The sequence below is a fragment of the Streptomyces sp. NPDC001700 genome, assembly GCF_053596435.1.
The window spans coordinates 24928-44489 of sequence record NZ_JBSFGE010000027.1 but is presented as its reverse complement, the minus strand read 5'-3'; the positions used below and the strand labels follow the sequence as shown (position 1 = coordinate 44489).

Below are 19562 nucleotides of genomic sequence, written 5' to 3'. Positions count from 1 at the left end.
GGCTGAGCAAGGGACAAGACCATGACCTTTTCGCACATTTTCACCATCGTCGTGCCCGTCTTCCTCGTCATCGCCCTCGGTTACGGGGCCGGGCGGCGCGCGTCGTTCGGCGGCGGGGGCGCGGACGCGCTCCGGGTGCTCACGATGGAGTTCGCCCTCCCGGCGTCCCTCTTCCTGGGCATCGCGAACACCCCGCGCCACATCCTGCTGAGCCAGGGCCCGCTGGTGGGGATGCTCGCCCTCGGGCTGCTCGGCCTGTTCGGGCTGATCCTGCTGGGCCTGCGCACCATCGGGCGGCTGTCGCTGCGGCGGGCGTCGATCCTGGCGCTCGCCTCCGTCCAGCCGCAGTACGCCTTCATGGGCGTGTCGATCCTGGGCAACCTGTTCGGCGAGGCCGAGGCCGCGATCCCGATCGCCATCGCGGGCATCCTCGTCAACGTCATCCTCGATCCCCTCGTGCTGATCCTGCTCAACCTCGGCCACCCGAACGCCACGGAAGCCACCGCGTCGGCGTCCGCGCCGTCCCGCGTCCTGGTGTCCGCGGGCGGCGGGCCGGCCGCGGCCGAGGAGGAGCGGGACGGCGACAGCGGGTCCGCACCGACGACGGCCAAGCCCGTCCCCACCTGGGTGAAGGTCCTGCAGCCGCTGCGCAAGCCGTTCGCCTGGGCCCCGCTGCTCGGGCTGATCATCGCGCTGATCGGGACGCGTCCGCCCGAGATGGTCGAAAGCTCGCTGACGCTGGTGGGCCAGGCCGCCTCGGGTGTGGCGCTGCTGTCGGTGGGCGTCACCCTCGCCCGCGTCGGCATGCCGCAGCTGAGCCCGGGGTCCATCGCGATCGCGCTGACCAGCGTGGTCGTGCTGCCGCTCAGCACCTACGGCATCGGCCTGCTGCTGACCAGCCACGAGGTCGCCGCGCAGACGGCCCTGATCCTGGCGTTCCCCGTCTCCCCGGTGCCGATGATGCTCGCGTCACAGCACGTCAAGGACGAGGAGCACCGCATCGCCTCGTCGGTGATCATCAGCATCGTGCTGGCGTTCGTCTCGCTGCCGCTGATCATCAACCTGACCAACTAGCGGGACCTGCCCCCGGACGGCTCATGGCCCGCCGGTGCGCGCTCGGAGCGTGTACCGGCGGGCCTTGCCATAACGTCCAGCGTGCTACAAAAAGGGACATGTCTCCGGCACAGGGATGGCTCCATTGAGCACGATCAGCATCGGCCAGGCCGTGGTCCTCGGCGTCGTCGAGGGGGTGACCGAGTTCCTGCCCGTCTCCTCCACCGGCCACCTCAAGATCACCGAGGGGCTGATGGACATCCCGGTGGACGACAAGGCCGTCGTCGCCTTCACCGCGGTCATCCAGGTCGGCGCCATCGCCGCGGTGCTGCTCTACTTCTTCAAGGACATCGTCCGCTTCGCGCGCGCCTGGGGCCGGGGCATCGCCGACCGGGAGCTGCGCCAGCGGCACGACTACAAGTTCGCCTGGTGGGTCATCTACGCCACCCTCCCCGTGGTGGCCGTCGGCCTCGCCGCCAAGCCGCTCATCGAGGGTCCGCTGGCGTCCCTGTGGGTGGTGGCCGGATCGCTGATCGTGGGCAGCGGGCTGATGTGGGCGGCCGACCGGCTGGGCCGCCACAAGCGCGGCGAGGACGACACCTCGCTCAAGGACGCCATGCTGGTCGGCGGCTCGCAGATCCTCGCCCTGCTCTTCCCCGGCTTCTCCCGCTCCGGCGCGACGATGTCCACCGGGCTGATCCTGGACCTGGACCGGCTGGCCGCCACCCGGCTGTCGTTCTTCCTCGGTATCCCCGCGCTCACGGGTGCGGGGCTGTACGAACTGAAGGACGCGCTCGGCGGCGGTGTCGCGGCGGGGCCGCTGGCGGTGGGCACGGTGGTGTCGTTCGTCGTGGCGTACGCGTCGATCGCCTGGCTGCTCAGGTTCGTCGCCAAGCACTCGTTCAACGCCTTCGTGATCTACCGCGTCGCCGTGGGCGTCCTGCTGTTCGGCCTGCTGGGGACGGGCGTCCTCACCCCCTGACCGCCACCGTGCGCGAAGGCCCCGGGCCGTTGCCCGGGGCCTTCGCGGTTCACGTCACTTCAGGCCGATGGAGGCGCCGGGGCCCAGCGGCAGGTCGAATCCGTAGAAGATCCCCAGGATGGCCAGCCACACCGCCATGAAGGGCACGACGAAGATGGCGAGCCGGGAGATGAGGGTGCCGAGCCGGGCTTCCGGTTCGTACTGGCGGACCATCGCGAGGATGAGGAAGAGGTACGGGTTCATCGGCGTGATGACCCCGGTGGCGGAGTCGCCGATACGGAACGCGGCCTGGCTGAGCGCCGGGCTCATGCCCATCAGCATGAACGCCGGGAGGAAGACGGGTGCCACCAGGGACCACAGGGCGGACCCGGAGAGGATGAAGAGGTTGAGGAGCGAGGCCAGCAGGACGAACGCGATGATCGCCCAGAAGCCCGTCACCCCCGTGGCCTTGAACAGCGCGGCGGCCTTCACCGCCAGCAGCACCCCCACATTGGACCAGGTGAACAGCGCGATGACCTGGGCGGCGAAGAACATCATGACGATGTAGCCGGACATGTTCTTCACCGAGTCGGTCATGGCGGTGACCACGTCCTCCGCCCCGGTGAGCTTCCGGACCGTGAAGCCGTAGGTGACCCCGGCCAGCAGGAACGCGAAGAAGAGCACCGGGACGATCCCGTTGAGCACGGGCGAGGGCACGAAGGCCCCGCCCTCGCCGCGCAGCGGGGCCCCGGGCGGCAGCCAGAGCGCGAGGACCACGGCCAGATAGCCGACGACGACGAGTGCGGTGGCCAGCAGGCCGCGGCGCTGGACCGGGGTGAGGGTCAGATCCTCCTGCCCGGACTCCCCGTCGGCGGGCTCGTAGGTGCCCTGGTACGGGCCGAGGCGCGGTTCCAGGACGCGGCTGATGAGGAATCCGCCGAGCAGCGCGAGCACGATGCTGCTGGAGGCGGTGAAGAAGTAGTTGATGAGCAGGTGGATGTGGAGCCCCTCGGCGGCGGGCAGCACCGCGGCCGCCTGCTGGGTGATGCCCACGTACAGGGCGTCGAGGGAACCGATGGTGAACCCGGCCGCGTAGCCCGCGGTGACGCAGGCGAAACCGCCGATGAGACCCGCCACGGGGTGGCGTCCGGCGCTCCTGAAGACCAGGGCGGCCAGCGGTGGGAGCACGATGGCCCCGACGTCGCTCATCATGTGCGCCTGGCTGGCGATGAGCGCCACCGCGTACGGGAGGGCGGCGCGCGGTATGCGGGCCAGGGTGGCCCGCATCACCGTCTCCAGCAGGCCGGTCTTCTCCGCGAGCCCGACCACCATGATCAGGACCACCACGGCGCCGATGGGCGGGAACGTGGCGAAGTTGGGGATCAGGTTCTCCAGCAGCCAGCGCAGCCCGGTGCCGGTGAGCAGTCCCTCGATGTTCTTGGTGTCGTCGGTGCCGGGGACCTTCACCGAGACGCTCGCGGCGGAGAGCGCGGTGGAGACGACGGCCAGCAGCGCGAAGAGCCCGGCGAACAGGACCACGGGGTTGGGCAGGGCGTTGCCCGCCCGCTCGATGAAGGAGAGCACCCGGTCGAGCCCGCGGGGCTTGCCGTCCTTGGGGGACTTGCCGTTCTGGGCGGAGATTCCGGTCAGCGATGCCATCAGGGTCGTTCTCCCCTCGGGTCTGCTGGAAGCAGGAGGTCCTTCCTGACCGTGCCGTCCTGGACGACGCACACGATATTTGCGGGGTCGCCGAGGACGCCGATGTCGGTGAGCGGATCGCCGTCGCACAGGATCAGGTCGGCGGTGCGGCCGGCGGTCAGGGTGCCGAGCCGGTCGTCCACGCCGAGGAGTTCGGCGGCGGTGCGGGTGCCGGCGACGATGGCGGCCATGGGATCCATGCCCAGGTCCACCAGGTAGCTCAGCTCCATCAGGTTCTGGCCGTGCGGGCACACGGCGGCGTCGGTACCCAGCGCGATGCGGGCGCCCTGCTCGATGGCGCGGGCGATGTTCTCCTTGGTGATGCCGGACCAGCGGACCTTCTTCTGGTAGTGGAACGGCGCCATGGTGTCCTTGTTGATGCCCGCGTACACGGTGGACAGGGTCGGTACGACGAAGGTGCCGCGCTCCCCCGCCATCTCCAGGGCCTGGTCGTTCAGTCCGTAGCCGTGCTCGATGCTGGTGACGCCGCCGCGCAGGGCGTTGAGGATGCCCTCGGTGCCCTGGGCGTGGGCGGCGACGGGCTTGCCGCCGTGGCGGCGGCACTCGTCCACGACGGCCCGGATCTCCTCTTCCAGCAGCCCTTCGTCCTCGGGCTGGTCGTAGGGGCTGCCCATGCCGCCGGTGGCGCAGAGCTTGACCAGGTCGGCGCCCGCGCGCAGCACCTTGCGGACGGCGAGGCGGGATTCGTCCACGGTGTCGGCGATCTCGGACATCTCGCCGCCGCTGAGGTCGGTGCCGTCGGGGAGGCGTACGTCGGCGTGGCCGCCGGTGTGGCTGATGATCCGTACGGCGGTGTGCACCCGAGGTCCTGTGATCCGTCCGGTCTCCACCGCGGTGCGGTAGCCCGCGGAGAGTCCGCCCAGGTCGCGGGCGCTGGTGATCCCCGCGTCCAGGGTCTGCCGCATGCGCGTGGCGGTGTCGAACGTGACCAGCACCGGGTCGAGTTCGCCGCGGCGGCCGGGCGGGGAGGAGTGCGCGTAGGCGAGGTGGGTGTGGCAGTCGAAGAAGCCGGGGAGGACGGTGCGCCCCCCGGCGTCGATGACGCGGTACCCGGCGGGGTCGCCACCGGGCGCGGGAGGCGCTTCCGCGGCGGGTCCGGCGTAGGTGAGGGTGCCCTCGGCGTCGCTGATCACGACGGCGTCGGCCACGGGGGACGCCCCGGTGCCGTCGATGAGGGTCGCGTTCTCGATGCGCAGCGCGGTCCGGACGGTCTCAGGTGCCAGCTGATCCTTCATGGGATCGGATTCACTCCTCGCATGCGGAAACAGGTAGGAGCAGTGTTGGGCTGGTGTGTCAGCCGCGTGCTACGGTGCAGCATTCCATCGAGAATCGGCCACAACGCGCAGGAATCAGCCGCCCATGGACACGCAGTTTTCCGCCGGGCACCCGCCGGACGAGCTGGACGAACTGGACCGGGGTGTGGTGCACGCCCTGCAGATCCACCCCAGGGCGCCATGGACCCTGGTCGGCGATGTCCTCGGGGTGAACCCGGTGACGGCCGCGCGGCGCTGGCACCGGCTGGAGGACGCGGGCCTGGCCTGGGTGACCGCCTATCCACGGCTGTCCGACGCGCGCATCGTGGTGACCGCCGTGGTGGAGATCGACACCGAGCCCGGGGTCGGCGAGGAGGTGGCCGAGGCGCTGGCGGCCGACCCGTCGGTGGCGAACGTCAAGCTCACGGCGGGCAGCCGGGACCTGGTGGCCGCCGTACAGGCCGCGGACCTGGGCGAACTGGCGCACCTGAGCACGGTGCTGTTCCGGGGGCAGCCGGGAGTGCGGGCCACCCGTACCCATGTGGCGACGGCCGTACCGACCGAGGGCAGCCGGTGGCGGCTGCGCAGCCTGGACGCGGTGCAGTGCGCCCGGCTGGAGGCGGCGGCCTGCCCCACGCCCGAACCGGCCCGCGGCGCCCCGGGCCCGGACGCGCTGGACGCGCGGCTGCTGGAGTTGCTGAGCACCGACGGCCGGATGTCCATCCGGGACCTGGCGGCGGCCTCCGACGCGGGCCTCACCACGGTGCGGCGGCGGCTCGGGGTACTGCTGGCCTCCTGGGTGAGCCTGCGCTGCGACCTGGCCCGGCCGCTGTCCGGCTGGCCGCTGTCCGCGGTGTACTTCGCGTCCGTACCGGCGCGGCATCTGCGGGAGACCACCGGGGTGCTGGCCGGGATGCGGGAGGTGCGGTCGTGCTCGATCACGGCCGGTCCGCACAACGTGGTGATCGATGTCTGGCTGCGCGCGATGAGCGATGTGCACGGTTTCGAGGCGCATGTGGCGCGGCAGGTGCCCCATCTGACCATCGACGACCGCTCGGTGGTGCTGCGCACGGTGAAGCACATGGGACGGCTGCTGAACCGGGACGGACGCTGTGTGGGCGTCGTCCCGCTGCGCCAGCCGCAAGCGTCGCGCCGCGTGGAGCGCGACGAGAACTGAGCGTCGGGATTCGGTCAGCTCGGCGAGCGGGAAGCGCCCGGCGCCTATCCATCTGTCATATGCCTGCGTAGGACGATCGTATGAGGCGTCTCCCTCGCGGTAACCCAGAAGAGCCCGTTCCCGCTACGCCCGGCCCGGCGCCACGATGATCCGTCGCGGTCGCGGCACCGGACGGCACAGCGGTCGCACAGGCCCGGGGCACGTGCGTACGAACGACCTCGGCATGGCGCGAACAGCCTGGTCCGGGGCGGTGCGCCGGGCAGTGCCGCACACCCGGGCCACTCCCCCGCCGCGCCGCCACCGAGGGCCATGGAGCCGCAGGAGTCCGAGAGGGCCGCGGACCTTACTACACGGCCTGTGCGGCTGCGGCCCAACGACAGATTTGACCCCCATCCACTGAACCGTGCGTAACCTCTCCGTCACTGGCGTAGCCCCCGGGCGCGCCACGGGCAACGCAGGAGGGGAGACCGCATGCCCGGAATCGACGAATGCCTGCTCGACGCCATGACGGTGAACGGCGCGCGCGGCGCGGCCGTGATCGAGTGGACCAGTGGGCTCGCGCTCGGCATGGTCGGCGAGACCCGCCACGGCGACCCCGAGGCCACCGCGGCGGAGACGGCCGAATTGGCGCGCATGGCCGCTGAGCAGTCCGCGTTCGCGCCGCTCGAAACGCACGGTGCGAGCCACGGCGGCGGTGCCGGTGCGGGTGAGGGAAACGAGGACGGCGGGGCGCCCGGGGAGGCGCCCGTGGAGGACGTCATCGTCACCACCCGCACCTGCTACCACCTGCTGCGCTTCGTCGACACCGCCTTCGACAGCGGGGTCTTCTTCTATCTGTGGCTCGACCGCCGCGAGGGCAACCTGGCGCTCGCCCGGATGCGGCTGCGCGACCTGTCGCAGCGGCTGGCGCTCTGATGAGACCCGGCCGCGCGCCCCGTCTCACCGACCTGGCCGCCGAGCGGGCCAGCGGCGCCCTGCTGTGCGACGCGGGCACCGTCTATCTCGCGGACGGTCAGGTCGTGCACGCGGAGAGCCCGAAAGCCCCGGGCCTGGACGTACTGCTCACCACCGGCGGGCGGCTGACCGCCGACAGCTGGCGGGAGGCGGTCGACCGCACCGCCGCCGCCGGGCGGGTCGGCCGGTTCCTCGTGGACAGCGGACGGCTGACCGACGCGGAGCTGGAGATCTGCCATCTGGGCGCGCTGTTCGACGCGGCCTGGTTCGCGCTCGGCCCGGGCAGCGGGCCGCGCGGCTTCCAGCGGGGCGCGACGCACTGGCTCGGCCCGGTGCGCCCGGTGGGCGCGGTCGCCGTCGAGCGGGAGATCCGGCGGCGCGGCAAACTGCTCGACAGCGTATGGCCGTATCCGCTGGTGGACACCGAGCCCGTGGTGCTGCGCCGCCCGGACGGTCACCTTCCGCCGGTCACCCGCCGTCAGCGCGCGGTGCTGGCGCTCGCCGACGGGGTCCGTACCCCCGCCGGGATCGCCCGGGCGCTGGGCCGCCCCGCCTTCCACACGCTGCTCGACGTACGGCGGCTGGCGGCCGCCGGATACCTCGAGACGCCCCGGCCCGGCGCCCCTGTGCCGCCGCTCCCGCACCTCGGCCCGGCCGCGGTCGACTTCGCCGAACCCGACGCCCCGCTGCTGCGCCGGCTCCGTGACGCCTTGGAGGCACACCTGTGATTCCCCCGACCGCCCCCGCCGCCCCGGGTGTCCCGTCGTGAGACGCGCCCTGCGGCAGCGCACGGACCCGCGGCAGCGCGCCGACCCGCGTCGGCCCGCCGAACCGCGACAGCGTGCGGAGAGGAGAGAGCTGTTGGCCGCCGAAGCCGAAGTCCTGGACGAGTTGCGCCGATTGCGGGCCCGCGTCATCCATGTGACCGGCGCCCTGGTCGCCACCAGCGACGGTCTCGTGCTGGCCCACGACACGGCCGCCATCGAGCCCGAGGGCGTGGCCGCGCTGACCGCCGCGGCTCTCGGGGTGACCCAGTCCCTGGCCCACGCCACCGGCCGGGGCGCCTTCCGTGAACTGCTGGTCCGCGGCGAGGAGGGCTACGTCGCCACCTATGCCGCGGGCCCCGCCGCCGTCCTGACCGTGCTGGCCGACGGGCGTACCAACGTGGGCCGTCTGCACATGGAGGCCCGCCGGTCCGGCGCCCGCGTCGCCGAGCTGGTGGGCGACGCGCTCGGCAAGGCCGGGCAGTGAGCCACACCGTCCCATCGAACCACCCAACGCACCAACCATCGAAAGGAACTGCCAGATCATGGCGAACACCCAGACCGCGCTCAAAGAGGCGATGACGTCCATCGAGGGCACGATCGGCGTCGCGCTGGTCGACTACTCCAGCGGCATGGCCCTGGGCACCCTGGGCGGCGGCAAGGAACTCGACCTGACGGTGGCGGCCGCGGGCAACACCGATGTGGTCCGCGCCAAGGTCCGCACCATGGAGCAGCTCGGCATCAAGGACGGCATCGAGGACATCCTGATCACCCTCGGCTCCCAGTACCACCTGATCCGGCTGCTGAAGGGCCGGAACAGCCAGGGGCTCTTCCTCTATCTGGCGCTGGACAAGAACAGGGCCAACCTGGCGATGGCCCGCCACCAGTTGCGCAGGATAGAGGCCGACCTGGAGGTCTGACCCTCCCGGCCGACCCGGCATCCGGTGCGGGGCGACGGGTCGCCCCGCACCCAGATCTATTTAGGCTAGGCAAACCTAACCGTCGATTCTATGCTGATCGGCCATGAGCTGGTCGGAAGTGATGACGGTGAGCCTCGGGTACGCGCTCGTCCTGACGGCGCTGTTCACCTCGGTGATCGTGGGCGGGTTACTGGTGGCGCGGGACGCGCTGCTCGACGACTATCCGCCCGCGATCCGGGAGCGCCACGGCCCGCAGAGCGCCCGGGGCAAGCGCACGGCCACCGTGATGGGGCTGCTCAACGCGCTGCTGTTCGTCGCCGTCCCGGTCGTGGGCGTTGTTGACCTGCACGGCCGGGCCGAGGGCACCCTCGGCTTCTGGCCCGGCTTCGTCTTCGGCGGCGTGGCGTTCCTCGTTCTCGTCCTCGCCGATCTGCTGATTCTGGACTGGTGGCTGTTCTGCACGGTCCAGCCGCGCTTCATGGTGCTGCCGGGGACGGACGGGATGCCCGAGTACCGGGATTACGCGTTCCACTGGCGGGTGCTCGCGCCCGCGCCCGTTCCCTGGCCGCTGCTCGCCGTCCCCGGTTACGGGGTGGCCGTCGGCGCCGTCTCCGCGGTGGCCGAGGCCGTCGTCAGCTGACGCCGGCGGCGCTCAGCACCCCTCCTGGCGCGCCTTGCGGCGGGCCTCCTCCTCGTTGAACAGCTCGGCCAGCTTCCGGGTGTGGGCGTCGAGTTCGAGTTCGCCGTCCTCGTCGTCGTCCTCGTCATCGTCATCGTCGGTGAGCAGGCCCTGGTCGCGGAGTTGCTGGTCGTGCAGCTTCACCGGCGGCTGCGGGTCCCAGTCGGAGGGCCGGGGGCCCTCGGGGCCGTCCGGCCCGATCCGTACCAGGCGCTCGACGCGGACGATCCTGAACAGCCGCCCCAGCACCTCCAGTTCATCGCCCCGCTCGGCGTCCAGCCGGTCCGCCGCGGCCATGTACGGCGCGCGCTCGGCGGGTTCGAGGCCGAGCTTCCAGGGGATGAGGACACGCATCTCCAGCGCCAGGGTGTCCCGTGCGCCCTGGGGTGTGGTGGACATCCCCGCACAGTCGGAGCGCCACTCCCCGGCGGCCTTCTCGACCGTCATGAACGTCGGCGGCAGGAGCACGCCTCCCGGGTGGGTGTCCGCCGCGCGCAGGCAGTCGTCGCGCACCTCCTGCGGGACGCTGCCGCGCTTGGGGAGCATCGACAGCAGTTCGAGTTTCAGGATGCCGTCGGACACCCCGGTGGCGGTCACCGGATCGATGACGAACCCCGTGGTGGGGTCGGGCGCCCGGTGCGCCTCCCCCGGCGGCGCCGGGTCCAGGTCGGTGATCCGCGGCGGCTCGGGCCCCACCGGGCCGGAGCGGAGGAAGCGCTCGGCCCGGACCACCCGGAACCGGCCGCCGAGGACCGTCATCTCGTCGATGACCTCCCAGTCCATCCGCTCCGCGGCTGCCAGGCACTCCTTCTGGGCCGCCCGGTCACCGGCGGCCTCCGCCTCCTGCGCCATCTTGCGGAACTGGCAGCCCATGCCCTCGCGGGCGTCCTGCGGCGCCAGCCCCGAGAACGGCGACACCAGCTCCCAGCCGCCCTGTTCACACTCCCGCACCACCCCGAACACCGGGCCGCCGGCCGAAAGGATCTCCGGATACACCTCCCGCGACCGCCATGCCTCCACATCCGCCACCGCCGCCACCGGCGCCTCCGGCGCGGCCACCCGGACCGTCCGATAGGCGGGGACGTTCTCGCCCTCTTCCGTCATGGGGCCAGCATGAGCACATACAAGCCGCTTGCGCGACAGATCGGCTGAAAGTCCATCCGACCGTGGGATGAGCCCTTGCGGAGTCCCCAACAACAAGGTGGCGCACGCTTATTGACCCGTCGTCCGGCGCCAACTTAGCCTCCATCTCCATACGTAGACCGTGTACGCATATGTGGAGTCGGGGTTCGCATGCCTCTTGTCGTCGTCGGGATCAGCGTCCTGAGCCTGCTGTTCCTCATGACCAAGCTGAAGCTCAACGGCTTCATCGCGCTGATGCTGGTGGCGGTCGGCGTCGCACTGGTGCAGGGGGTGTCGCTGGAGAAGATCCCGGACGTCCTGGCGGGCGGCATCGGGGACCAGATCGGCGACACGATGATCGTCATCGGGCTCGGCGCCATGGTCGGCCGGGTCATGGGCGACTGCGGCGCCGCGCAGCGCATCGCGGACAAGATGGTCGGCACCTTCGGGCAGCGCTGGGTGCAGGTGGCCATGGTGGTGACCGCGATGCTGATCGGCGTGACGATGTTCTACGAGGTGGCGTTCGTCATCATCGTGCCCATCGCGTTCACCATCGTCCGCGTCACCCGCGCGAACCTGCTGTGGGTCGGGCTGCCGATGTCCATCGCCCTGTCCACCATGCACAGCTTCCTGCCGCCGCACCCCGGACCCACCGCGGTGGCCGCGTCGTTCGACGCGTCGGTCGGACTGACCCTGTTCTACGGCCTCTTCTTCGCCGTACCGTTCGGCGCGCTGATCGCCCTGGTGTGGCCGCGGCTCCCGTTCATCCGGCGGATGAACCCCGAGATCCCCCAGGGCCTGGTCACCGAGCGCACCTTCAGCGACGAGGAGATGCCCGGCCTGGGCTGGTCGCTGTCGGTGGCGCTGTTCCCGGTGGTCCTGATCGCCGGGGCGGCGGTGTACGACATGGCCGTACCCGACTCCGATCCGGCGCTGCCGCTGGTCACCTTCATCGGCTCGGCGCCGATCGCCCTGCTCCTCACCCTGCTGCTGGCCCTGTGGGCGTTCGGCCCGCGGATCGGGCGGGGGCTCGCGGAGGTCAGCAAGTCGTGCAACTCGGCGGCCCAGGCGATGGCGATGATCCTGCTGGTGATCGGGGCGGGCGGCGCCTTCAAGGGTGTTCTGGTGGAGGGCGGGATATCCGACTACATCAAGGATCTGACGGACGGCTGGCCGGTGTCCCCGATCTTCCTGGCCTGGCTCATCGCGGTCATCCTCCGGATCGCCCTCGGCTCGGCCACGGTCGCCGTCGTCACCGCCGCCGGGGTGGTGCAGCCGCTGCTCGACGGCAGCGGGGTCCACCCCGAACTCATGGTGCTCGCGGTCTCCTGCGGTTCCATCGCCTTCTCGCACGTCAACGACCCGGGCTTCTGGATGTTCAAGGAGTACTTCAACCTCTCCGTCATCGACGCCATCAAGGCGCGCACCACGTACACCACGGTGCTCGCGGTGCTCGGCCTCGGCGGTGTCCTGGCGGTCGAGGCGAGCCTGGACGCCCTCGGCCTGTAGCCGGGCCCCGCCGGAGGGGCGGGCGAGGGCAGGGCGTCGCGGGGGCAACGGGTGTAAGCAGGAGATATGCGCTTTCGGCACGCCCCCGCCCGGCCCGCCAGGGCATCGTGGTCGAGCCCGGCGCTGCTCTTCTTTCCGCTGGCCATCATCCTGACGATCACGCTGATCGACATCCAGTCCCCGCAGGCCGTCCGTCTCGGCCCCTTTCTGGCCGTGGCGCCCGCCGTCACCGCCTCGTTCGCGGGGCCGCTGGCCACCGGGGCGGTCGGGGTGCTGGCCGTGGTGGCGCAGGTGATCATCGGGCAGCTGCACGGGGGCCTGATGACCGCCCACCAGCAGGCCCAGCTCGGCACCCTGGTGGTGATCTCGGTGCTGGTGACCGCGTTCCGGTATGTGACCGACCGGCGGGAGCGGCGGCTGTCGCAGGTGCGGTCGGTGGCGGTGGCGGCGCAGGAGGTGCTGTTGCGGCCGCTCCCCGACCGGGTCGGGCAGCTGCGGATCGCCGCCGTCTATCTGGCCGCCGAGGAGGAGGCCCAGATCGGCGGCGATCTGTACGCGGCGGTCCGTACCGAGGGCGCGACCCGGCTGCTCATCGGCGACGTGCGCGGCAAGGGGCTGGCCGCCATCGGGGACGCGGCGGTGCTGATCGGCGCGTTCCGCGGATCCGCCTACCGCGATCTGACGCTGCCGGGCATCGCCGCCCACCTGGGCAACGCGGTGCGCTGGAACTGGGTGCACACCGCCGTGGAGGAGGGCGCCGCCCAGGAGTCGTTCGTCACCGCTCTGGTGGTGGACGTGTACGACGACCGCGCGGTCGCCGGAATGGTGAACTGCGGCCATCCGCCGCCCCTGCTGGTGCACCGGGGCGCGGTACGGACGCTGGAGCTGGGCGAGCCAGCGCTGCCGCTGGGGCTGGACATGGCACCGGGGGACGGCTGCGTGGTCGAGACGTTCGGCTTTGAGGACGAGGATCTGCTGGTCCTGCACACCGACGGGGTGATCGAGGCCCGCGACGCGGAGGGCGCCTTCTTCCCGCTGGCCGACCGCGTCGCGGCCTGGCACGGCGACAGCCCGGAGTCCCTGGCGGGCCACCTCCGGGACAGCCTGCTCCAGCACACGGGCGGTGAGGTGGGCGATGACGCGGCCATCGTCGTCGCCGCCCGCTGTCCCCTGCCGCCCGCCACCGGCCACGCCGAGTAGTCCCGCTTTATACCGATTACGCTCGAATGTGAAGGGCTGGTGGAAGGGAGCGCATCCGTGTCCGTCACCTCATCCGGGCCGTCCCCGGTCTCCTTGCCCCGGCATCGCGGCTGCCCGTTCGACCCGCCCGGTGCGTACGGGGCGCTCCGCGCCCGGCGAAGCGCCGCCCGGCTGGCCTTTCCGGACGGGAAGACGGGCTGGCTGCTCACCGGTTACGACGATGTCCGCGATCTGCTCGCGGACGACCGGTTCAGCTCGGACCGGGTCCGGGCCTCGTCGCCGATCCGGGCGTTTCCGATGCGGGAGGACGATGAGCGCCGACTCGGCTCGTTCATCGGCATGGACCCTCCCGAGCACACCCGCTACCGGCGGCTGATCTCCCGGTGGTTCACGCCTCGGCGGACGCGGGAGCTGCTGCCGCGCGTCGAGGGGATCGTCACGGATCATCTGGACGCGATGGAGCACACCGGACCCCCGGCCGATCTGGTGCGGTCGTTCGCCCAGCCCATCCCGTCCCTGGTGATCTGCGAGCTGCTGGGGGTTCCGTACGCCGACCGGGCCGCCTTCCAGGGGTGGTCGGCCACCTTGTTCCGGATCGACGAGGACGAGGAGAAGATCTTCGCGGCCCGGGACGCGGTGTGGGACTACATGCGGGAGCTGGTGGCGGCCAAGCGGCGGCGGCCGGACGGGGCGCTGCTGTCCCGGCTGGTGCACGACGCGGACGCGGACGCGTCATTCTCGGACGCGGAGCTGACCGGGGTGGGGCTGCTGCTGCTCATCGCCGGTCATGAGACGACGGCGAACATGCTGGCCCTGGGCACCTTCGCGCTGCTGAGCCACCCCGAGCAGGCGCGGCTGGTGCGCGAGCGTCCCGAGCGGGCCGATGACGCGGTCGAGGAGCTGCTGCGCTATCTGACCATCGTCCAGTTCGGCACGGTCCGGGTGGCGCGGGAGGACGTGGAGATCGCCGGGGCGCGGGTGCGGGCCGGGGAGACCGTGGTCGCCTCGATCGCCGCCGCCAACCGGGACCCCGCCCGGTTCCCGGACCCCGACGGCCTGGACGTCACCCGTGACGCCACCGAGCACATCGCCTTCGGCCACGGCGTCCACCAGTGCCTGGGCCAGCACCTGGCCCGGATGGAGATGCGGACCGGCTATCCGGCGCTGCTCCGGCGGTTCCCCACGCTGCGGCTGGCGGTACCGCCCGGGGAGGTGCCGCTGCGCGACGACATGCTGGTCTACGGAGTGCACCGGCTCCCCGTCACCTGGGATGGGGCAGCGTGATACGCGTCGGGCCGGGCAAGGGCTGAGCGTGCGCTCCAAGGCGCCCAGGAGCGTGACGCCACCGGCCTCGGACACGCTGCGGGGCGTGCCCGCTCCCCCGGCCTGGCTGCGCTGGCTGCCGGTCCTCTATGTGGCGGCGATCCTGGCGATCGAGCCCATCACCCCCGTCCAGTGGCCGGTGAGCTTCCTGCTCATCGCCCTGCCGGTGGTGGCCGCGTTCACGCTCGGCCCGGCCGGGGTCGCCGGGGTCACGCTGTTCACCGTGGTCTTCGAGGGGGTGCTGGCCGGGACCCCGTGCTGCGCGGGCCGCAGCGTCGGCTACCTCTTCGAGCGCCACTACGTCGCCTCGTACCTCTCCACCGCCCTGGTCGGCGCCCTCGGCACCGCGCTGGCCGCCCACCGCAAGCGCCAGGAGAAGCAGTTGGTGCACGCGGCCACGGTGACCGAGGCCCTGATGCGCACGCTGCTGCGGCCGCTGCCGCACGAGGTCGGCCATGTGCTGACGGCCGGGCTCTACCGTCCCGCCGAGGCCGGGACCATGATCGGCGGTGATCTCTTCGACATCCGCGCCACCCGGACCGGTGAGCGGGCCATCATCGGCGATGTCCGGGGGAAGGGGCTGCAGGCGGTCCGTACCGTCGCCGATGTGCTCGGCGGCTTCCGCCAGGCCGTCTACGAACCGGGGGATCTGGGGCAGGTCTGTGCCCGGCTGGAGAGCCGGATGGCGCGGGAGGCCGCGGAGATCCCGGACGACGAGCTGTTCGTCACCGCCGCGCTGATCGAGTACGACCCGCTCGCGCACCGGCTGACGGTGATCAACCACGGGCATATCGAGCCCGTCCTGATCTCCCGGGGCGAGGTGATGACGCTGAGCGGGCCGCCGTCCCTGCCGCTGGGCCTGGGCTCGCTGGCGAAGGAGAGCCCGGTCCCCGTCCATCACCGCTTCCTGCGCGGCGATGTGCTGCTGCTGTGCACCGACGGGCTGATCGAGGCCCGCGATGTGACGGGGGCCTTCTACCCCCTCCTGGAGCGGCTGCGCGACCGGTTCGCCGGGGCACCGCCCCCGGAACCCATCGACGTCATCGAGTTCCTCAACACGGATCTCCCGGCTCACGCCCGCGCGCTCCACGACGACGTCGCCGTCCTCGCCATCTCCCCGCACGAGCGCACATGAACCGGCCCGCCGCCCCACACCGGTCAGCCGACGGGCAGCTCCGCCCACCGGGTGACGATTCCCCCGTAGCCCGGGGCGGTGCCGTGCCGGGCCGAGAGCGCGGTGACGATGCCCAGCCCGCGCCCGTGCTCATCGGGCTCGGCCTCCTCGGTCGGGTCCGCGCCCCGGGGCGCCGGTCCGCCGTCGGTGACCGCGATGTGCAGGGTGCCGCATTCCTTGGTCTCGCTCCAGCGCAGCCGCAGAACGGCCGGGGGCAGGGCGTGCAGAACCGCGTTGGTGATCAGCTCGGAGACCACCAGCAGCGCGTCCTCCAGGGTCTCGGCGGCCAGCCCCCAATCGGCCAGCAGCGCATGCGCCCGCCGCCGCACACCGGCGACGGCCTCGTGGAGATGCGGCACCGGAAAGTGATGATCGACGTACGCTCCGCCGGTCCACGGCATGGTCAGCTGATCCGCCATATCTCCTCCTTCCGGATACTCCGCCGGTCGTGTTCCTCATGTCCTGTTACGGACGCTATGGGCGACGACCGGCGGGGTCAACGAATCCTGGTCGGCATTACCGAACGTTCCCGTGCGGGGGTGAACGCATGCCCGAAGAGCTACGATCACGTCATGGCCGGCCCGGTGCAGTCCATCGAGCGGGCAGCGGCGATCCTGCGGCTGCTCGCCCAGGGTTCCGGTCGGCTCGGACTGGGCGAGGTGGCCGCCTCGCTGGGTCTGGCGAAGGGCACCGCGCACGGAATCCTGCGCACGCTGCAGAGCGTCGACTTCGTCGAACAGGACCGGGCCACCGGCAAATACCAGCTCGGCGCGGCGCTGCTGCACCTCGGAACCAGCTACCTCGACATCAACGAGCTGCGGTCCCGCTCCCTCAACTGGGCCGACGCGCTCGCCGCCCGCAGCGGGGAGGCGGTCCGCATCGGGGTGCCGCTGGAGGGCAAGGTGCTCATCGTCCACCATGTCTTCCGGCCCGACGACACCTTCCAGACCCTGGACGTCGGCTCGCTGCTGCCGCTCCACGCCAGCGCCCTGGGCAAGGTCCTGCTGGCGTTCGGGGCGACGCCGGTGGAACCGGTGCTGGAGGCGGAGCCGGAGACCTATACGCGGCACACGCTGGCCTCCCCGGCCGCGCTGAACCAGGCGCTGGGCGAGATCCGGGAGGCCGGATGGGCGGCCGCGGTCCAGGAAACCGTCATGGGTGAGGCTGATATCGCGGCGCCGATCCGCGGCCAGGGCGGCCTGGTCGTGGGCGCCGTCGGGGTGTCCGGCACCGTGGAGCGCGTCTGCGACAGCAAGGGCGGGCCCCAGCCGTCGCTGGTCGGCCTGACCCGGGACGCCGCACGGGCCATCTCCCGCGACCTCGGCGCGGCCCGCTGGTGAGCCGCCATGCCGTGCGCGTACCGCTCGTACCCGACGCCGCACCCGCCCGAAGGCAGGCCAGGCCATGGTTGAACGCTATGTGATGTCCATCGACCAGGGCACCATGTCCACCCGGTGCATCCTCTTCGACCACCAGGGGCGGCTGGCCTCCGTCGCCCAGCGCGAGCACCGGCAGCACTACGCCAAGCCCGGCTGGGTGGAGCACGACCCCGCCGAGATCTGGTCCAATCTGCGGCGGGTGGTGCCCCGGGCGCTGCGCGACGCGGACGCCGGGCCCGAGCAGATCGCGGCCATCGGCATCGCCAATCAGCGCGAGACCACCGTGGTGTGGGAGCGCGATACGGGCCATCCCGTGGGCAACGCGATCATCTGGCAGGACACCCGCACCGACGCGCTCGTCCAGGAGCTGCGGCGCGCTACCGGCGACGACTTCTTCCTGGACCGCTGCGGGCTCTCCCCCGCCACCTACTTCTCCGCGCCCCGCATCCGCTGGCTGTTCGACCACGTCCAGGGGTTGCGGGAGCGGGCGGAGCGCGGCGAGGTGCTGTTCGGCACGATGGAGAGCTGGCTGATCTGGAACCTCACCGGCGGTCCTTCCGGGGGCTTGCACATCACCGACGCCACCAACGCCAGCCGCACGATGCTCATGAACATCCGCACCCTCACCTGGGACGACGAGCTGCTGTCGTACTTCGGGATACCCCGGGCGATGCTGCCCGAGATCCGCCCCTCCGCCGAGGGCTACGGCGTGGCGCGGGAGGTGCTGCCGGGCGTACGGATCGGCGCCGCCCTCGGTGACCAGCAGGCGGCGCTGTTCGGGCAGACCTGCTTCGCGCCCGGCGAGGCCAAGTGCACGTACGGCACCGGCAGCTTCCTGCTGCTCAACACCGGCACCAACCTGGTCCGCTCCCGGCACGGGCTGCTCACCACCGTGGGCTACAAGGTCGGCGACGAGCCGCCCGTCTACGCCCTGGAGGGGCCGATCGCGGTCACCGGCTCGCTGGTGCAGTGGTTCCGCGACCGGCTGGGGCTGATCCACAGCGCACCGGAGATCGAGACCCTGGCCCGCAGCGTCGAGGACAACGGCGGCTGCTACATCGTGCCCGCCTTCTCGGGCCTGTTCGCCCCGCACTGGCGCAGCGACGCGCGTGGCGTCATCGTCGGCCTCACCTCGTACATCACCAAGGGCCATCTCGCCCGCGCGGTGCTGGAGGCCACCGGCTGGCAGACCCGCGAGGTCGTGGACGCCATGAACGCCGACTCGCCCGAGCCGCTGCGGGAGCTGAAGGTCGACGGCGGGATGACGGCCAACAATCTGCTGATGCAGTTCCTGGCCGATGTGCTCGATGTGCCGGTGGTGCGGCCGATGGTCTCGGAGACCGTGTCGCTGGGTGCCGCGTACGCCGCGGGGCTGGCCGTGGGCTACTGGCCGGACCTGGAGGGGCTGCGCCGGAACTGGCACCGGGCCGGGCAGTGGATGCCCACGATGGATCCGGCGCGGCGGCAGGCGGAGTACGAGAACTGGCAGCGGGCGGTGGAGCTGTCGTTCGGCTGGATCAGATGAGGCTGTTCAGGGGCGGCGCGCCCAGGCGGAGATCATGGGGGCGGTGGCCAGGTCGAGGCGCCCGGTGGCCACGTTCGCCAGATGCTGGTCGATCTCCTCGTCGGTGGCCAGGCCCGCGGCCACCAGCCGGGCGCGGATCTGCCGCACGGTGGCGGTCTCCAGGACCGTGCAGGCCGGTGAGGCCACGGGGAAGTACGCGTCGGCGCACACGTCTTCGAGACCGGCCTCGCGCAGCAGCCGGGGCAGGGTGCGCCCGTACGCGAGGTCCGCGCCGCGCCGGGCCATCAGCTCGCGGAAACCGGAGCGCAACCGGTTGGCGAGGCGCTGCTGCGGGCCGGACTCGTCCGGGCACAGCAGCGGCTGAAGCCCCGGGTCGGCGTCCTCCAGGAGCAGCCATCCGCCGGGCCGCAGCGCCTCGATCATGCGGCGCAGGGCCTGCGCCCGGTCGGGGACGTGCACCAGGACGAGGCGGGCGTGCACCAGGTCGAACGGGCCGGGCGGCGGCGGGTCGGCGGCCACGTCGTGGCGCAGCACCTCGATCACCCGGTCCGCTCCGGTGGCCGTGGTGCGGGTCCAGGACACGTCGATGTCGGTGGCGATCACCTGCCCGGTGGGCCCGACCCGTTCCGCAAGACCCTCGGGGACGGAGGGGCCACCGGCGCCCACCTCCCAGCAGCGCATGCCCGGTCCGATGCCGAGCCGGTCGACGTGGCGGAAGGTGCTCGGGTCGAACAGCTCGGCCAGGGCGCCGAACCGGATGCCCGCCTCGGTCTGCCGGTTGTCCAGCAGATAGCCCTGATCGTCGTCGGTCCTGCCCGCCCCGCCGTGTGCGCTGTCCATGCCGTCGATC

The 19562-nt window shown here is 71.8% G+C and carries 19 protein-coding genes; 14 read left to right on the top strand and 5 right to left on the bottom strand.

Annotated elements, in window-relative coordinates:
- The first annotated feature begins 21 nt into the window (after positions 1-21).
- Together ACWC5C_RS34770 and ACWC5C_RS34765 are read left to right on the top strand one after the other, a co-directional pair.
- A complete protein-coding gene (locus ACWC5C_RS34770; protein WP_450882077.1) occupies positions 22-1074 on the top strand; it encodes an AEC family transporter in 1053 nt (350 codons plus the stop codon).
- A gap of 124 nt (positions 1075-1198) precedes the next feature.
- The gene (locus ACWC5C_RS34765) at positions 1199-2035 is read left to right on the top strand and encodes an undecaprenyl-diphosphate phosphatase (RefSeq protein ID WP_450882075.1); all 837 of its coding nucleotides are present in this window, start codon (positions 1199-1201) and stop codon (positions 2033-2035) included.
- A 54-nt stretch (positions 2036-2089) separates the two neighbouring features.
- Here the strand turns inward: ACWC5C_RS34765 and ACWC5C_RS34760 are convergent, their stop codons facing one another.
- Positions 2090-3673: an AbgT family transporter gene (locus tag ACWC5C_RS34760; protein ID WP_450882073.1), complete on the bottom strand. Its 1584-nt coding sequence runs from the start codon at positions 3671-3673 to the stop codon at positions 2090-2092.
- Positions 3673-4968 carry an amidohydrolase family protein gene (locus tag ACWC5C_RS34755; protein WP_450882071.1) on the bottom strand — a complete coding sequence of 432 codons (1296 nt, stop codon included), beginning with the start codon at positions 4966-4968 and terminating at the stop codon, positions 3673-3675. The genes ACWC5C_RS34760 and ACWC5C_RS34755 overlap by 1 nt, the downstream gene beginning before the upstream one ends.
- A 124-nt stretch (positions 4969-5092) precedes the next feature.
- Here ACWC5C_RS34755 and ACWC5C_RS34750 point away from each other — a divergent pair, with 124 nt between their 5' ends.
- From ACWC5C_RS34750 to ACWC5C_RS34725, 6 genes are all read left to right on the top strand, one after another.
- Positions 5093-6163 (top strand): Lrp/AsnC family transcriptional regulator, encoded by a 1071-nt coding sequence (locus ACWC5C_RS34750; RefSeq protein ID WP_450882069.1) that lies wholly within the window; start codon positions 5093-5095, stop codon positions 6161-6163.
- Between the two features lie 471 nt (positions 6164-6634).
- A complete protein-coding gene (locus ACWC5C_RS34745; RefSeq protein ID WP_450882067.1) occupies positions 6635-7078 on the top strand; it encodes a hypothetical protein in 444 nt (147 codons plus the stop codon).
- The gene (locus ACWC5C_RS34740) at positions 7078-7845 is read left to right on the top strand and encodes a transcriptional regulator (protein WP_450882065.1); all 768 of its coding nucleotides are present in this window, start codon (positions 7078-7080) and stop codon (positions 7843-7845) included. The genes ACWC5C_RS34745 and ACWC5C_RS34740 overlap by 1 nt, the downstream gene beginning before the upstream one ends.
- A gap of 130 nt (positions 7846-7975) precedes the next feature.
- Entirely contained in the window at positions 7976-8368 is a 393-nt protein-coding gene (locus tag ACWC5C_RS34735; RefSeq protein ID WP_450882226.1) for a roadblock/LC7 domain-containing protein, read from the top strand.
- Between the two features lie 58 nt (positions 8369-8426).
- Positions 8427-8801: a hypothetical protein gene (locus tag ACWC5C_RS34730; RefSeq protein ID WP_450882063.1), complete on the top strand. Its 375-nt coding sequence runs from the start codon at positions 8427-8429 to the stop codon at positions 8799-8801.
- A 103-nt stretch (positions 8802-8904) separates the two neighbouring features.
- Entirely contained in the window at positions 8905-9441 is a 537-nt protein-coding gene (locus ACWC5C_RS34725; RefSeq protein WP_450882061.1) for a hypothetical protein, read from the top strand.
- A gap of 12 nt (positions 9442-9453) precedes the next feature.
- Here the strand turns inward: ACWC5C_RS34725 and ACWC5C_RS34720 are convergent, their stop codons facing one another.
- Positions 9454-10584, bottom strand: a complete 1131-nt coding sequence (locus tag ACWC5C_RS34720; RefSeq protein ID WP_450882059.1) for a DUF5954 family protein — start codon at positions 10582-10584, stop codon at positions 9454-9456.
- 189 nt (positions 10585-10773) lie between these two features.
- On the opposite strand from ACWC5C_RS34720, the gene ACWC5C_RS34715 reads away from it, so the two are divergent.
- From ACWC5C_RS34715 to ACWC5C_RS34700, 4 genes are all read left to right on the top strand, one after another.
- Positions 10774-12111, top strand: coding sequence for a gluconate:H+ symporter (locus tag ACWC5C_RS34715; protein WP_385441600.1), 1338 nt, complete (start codon positions 10774-10776; stop codon positions 12109-12111).
- Between the two features lie 66 nt (positions 12112-12177).
- Positions 12178-13311 carry a PP2C family protein-serine/threonine phosphatase gene (locus ACWC5C_RS34710; RefSeq protein ID WP_450882057.1) on the top strand — a complete coding sequence of 378 codons (1134 nt, stop codon included), beginning with the start codon at positions 12178-12180 and terminating at the stop codon, positions 13309-13311.
- Positions 13312-13368: 57 nt separating this feature from the next.
- Positions 13369-14595: a cytochrome P450 gene (locus tag ACWC5C_RS34705; RefSeq protein WP_450882055.1), complete on the top strand. Its 1227-nt coding sequence runs from the start codon at positions 13369-13371 to the stop codon at positions 14593-14595.
- A 52-nt stretch (positions 14596-14647) separates the two neighbouring features.
- A complete protein-coding gene (locus tag ACWC5C_RS34700; RefSeq protein ID WP_450882053.1) occupies positions 14648-15769 on the top strand; it encodes a PP2C family protein-serine/threonine phosphatase in 1122 nt (373 codons plus the stop codon).
- Between the two features lie 23 nt (positions 15770-15792).
- On the opposite strand, the gene ACWC5C_RS34695 is transcribed toward ACWC5C_RS34700, so the two are convergent.
- Positions 15793-16227: an ATP-binding protein gene (locus ACWC5C_RS34695; protein WP_450882051.1), complete on the bottom strand. Its 435-nt coding sequence runs from the start codon at positions 16225-16227 to the stop codon at positions 15793-15795.
- A 153-nt stretch (positions 16228-16380) separates the two neighbouring features.
- On the opposite strand from ACWC5C_RS34695, the gene ACWC5C_RS34690 reads away from it, so the two are divergent.
- Both ACWC5C_RS34690 and glpK read left to right on the top strand, forming a co-directional pair.
- Positions 16381-17148 (top strand): IclR family transcriptional regulator, encoded by a 768-nt coding sequence (locus ACWC5C_RS34690; RefSeq protein ID WP_385441610.1) that lies wholly within the window; start codon positions 16381-16383, stop codon positions 17146-17148.
- Positions 17149-17212: 64 nt separating this feature from the next.
- A complete protein-coding gene (gene glpK / locus ACWC5C_RS34685; RefSeq protein ID WP_450882048.1) occupies positions 17213-18712 on the top strand; it encodes a glycerol kinase GlpK in 1500 nt (499 codons plus the stop codon).
- Between the two features lie 6 nt (positions 18713-18718).
- On the opposite strand, the gene ACWC5C_RS34680 is transcribed toward glpK, so the two are convergent.
- Entirely contained in the window at positions 18719-19552 is an 834-nt protein-coding gene (locus ACWC5C_RS34680; protein ID WP_450882046.1) for a class I SAM-dependent methyltransferase, read from the bottom strand.
- Positions 19553-19562: the final 10 nt, after the last annotated feature.

Bases quoted from the DNA above. Each gene is read 5' to 3' on its own strand.
- ACWC5C_RS34770 (WP_450882077.1), top strand. From the start codon at position 22: ATGACCTTTTCGCACATTTTCACCATCGTCGTGCCCGTCTTCCTCGTC.
- ACWC5C_RS34760 (WP_450882073.1), bottom strand. From the start codon at position 3,673: ATGGCATCGCTGACCGGAATCTCCGCCCAGAACGGCAAGTCCCCCAAG.
- ACWC5C_RS34755 (WP_450882071.1), bottom strand. From the start codon at position 4,968: ATGAAGGATCAGCTGGCACCTGAGACCGTCCGGACCGCGCTGCGCATC.
- ACWC5C_RS34750 (WP_450882069.1), top strand. From the start codon at position 5,093: ATGGACACGCAGTTTTCCGCCGGGCACCCGCCGGACGAGCTGGACGAA.
- ACWC5C_RS34745 (WP_450882067.1), top strand. From the start codon at position 6,635: ATGCCCGGAATCGACGAATGCCTGCTCGACGCCATGACGGTGAACGGC.
- ACWC5C_RS34740 (WP_450882065.1), top strand. From the start codon at position 7,078: ATGAGACCCGGCCGCGCGCCCCGTCTCACCGACCTGGCCGCCGAGCGG.
- ACWC5C_RS34730 (WP_450882063.1), top strand. From the start codon at position 8,427: ATGGCGAACACCCAGACCGCGCTCAAAGAGGCGATGACGTCCATCGAG.
- ACWC5C_RS34725 (WP_450882061.1), top strand. From the start codon at position 8,905: ATGAGCTGGTCGGAAGTGATGACGGTGAGCCTCGGGTACGCGCTCGTC.
- ACWC5C_RS34720 (WP_450882059.1), bottom strand. From the start codon at position 10,584: ATGACGGAAGAGGGCGAGAACGTCCCCGCCTATCGGACGGTCCGGGTG.
- ACWC5C_RS34715 (WP_385441600.1), top strand. From the start codon at position 10,774: ATGCCTCTTGTCGTCGTCGGGATCAGCGTCCTGAGCCTGCTGTTCCTC.
- ACWC5C_RS34710 (WP_450882057.1), top strand. From the start codon at position 12,178: ATGCGCTTTCGGCACGCCCCCGCCCGGCCCGCCAGGGCATCGTGGTCG.
- ACWC5C_RS34695 (WP_450882051.1), bottom strand. From the start codon at position 16,227: ATGGCGGATCAGCTGACCATGCCGTGGACCGGCGGAGCGTACGTCGAT.
- ACWC5C_RS34690 (WP_385441610.1), top strand. From the start codon at position 16,381: ATGGCCGGCCCGGTGCAGTCCATCGAGCGGGCAGCGGCGATCCTGCGG.
- glpK (WP_450882048.1), top strand. From the start codon at position 17,213: ATGGTTGAACGCTATGTGATGTCCATCGACCAGGGCACCATGTCCACC.
- ACWC5C_RS34680 (WP_450882046.1), bottom strand. From the start codon at position 19,552: ATGGACAGCGCACACGGCGGGGCGGGCAGGACCGACGACGATCAGGGC.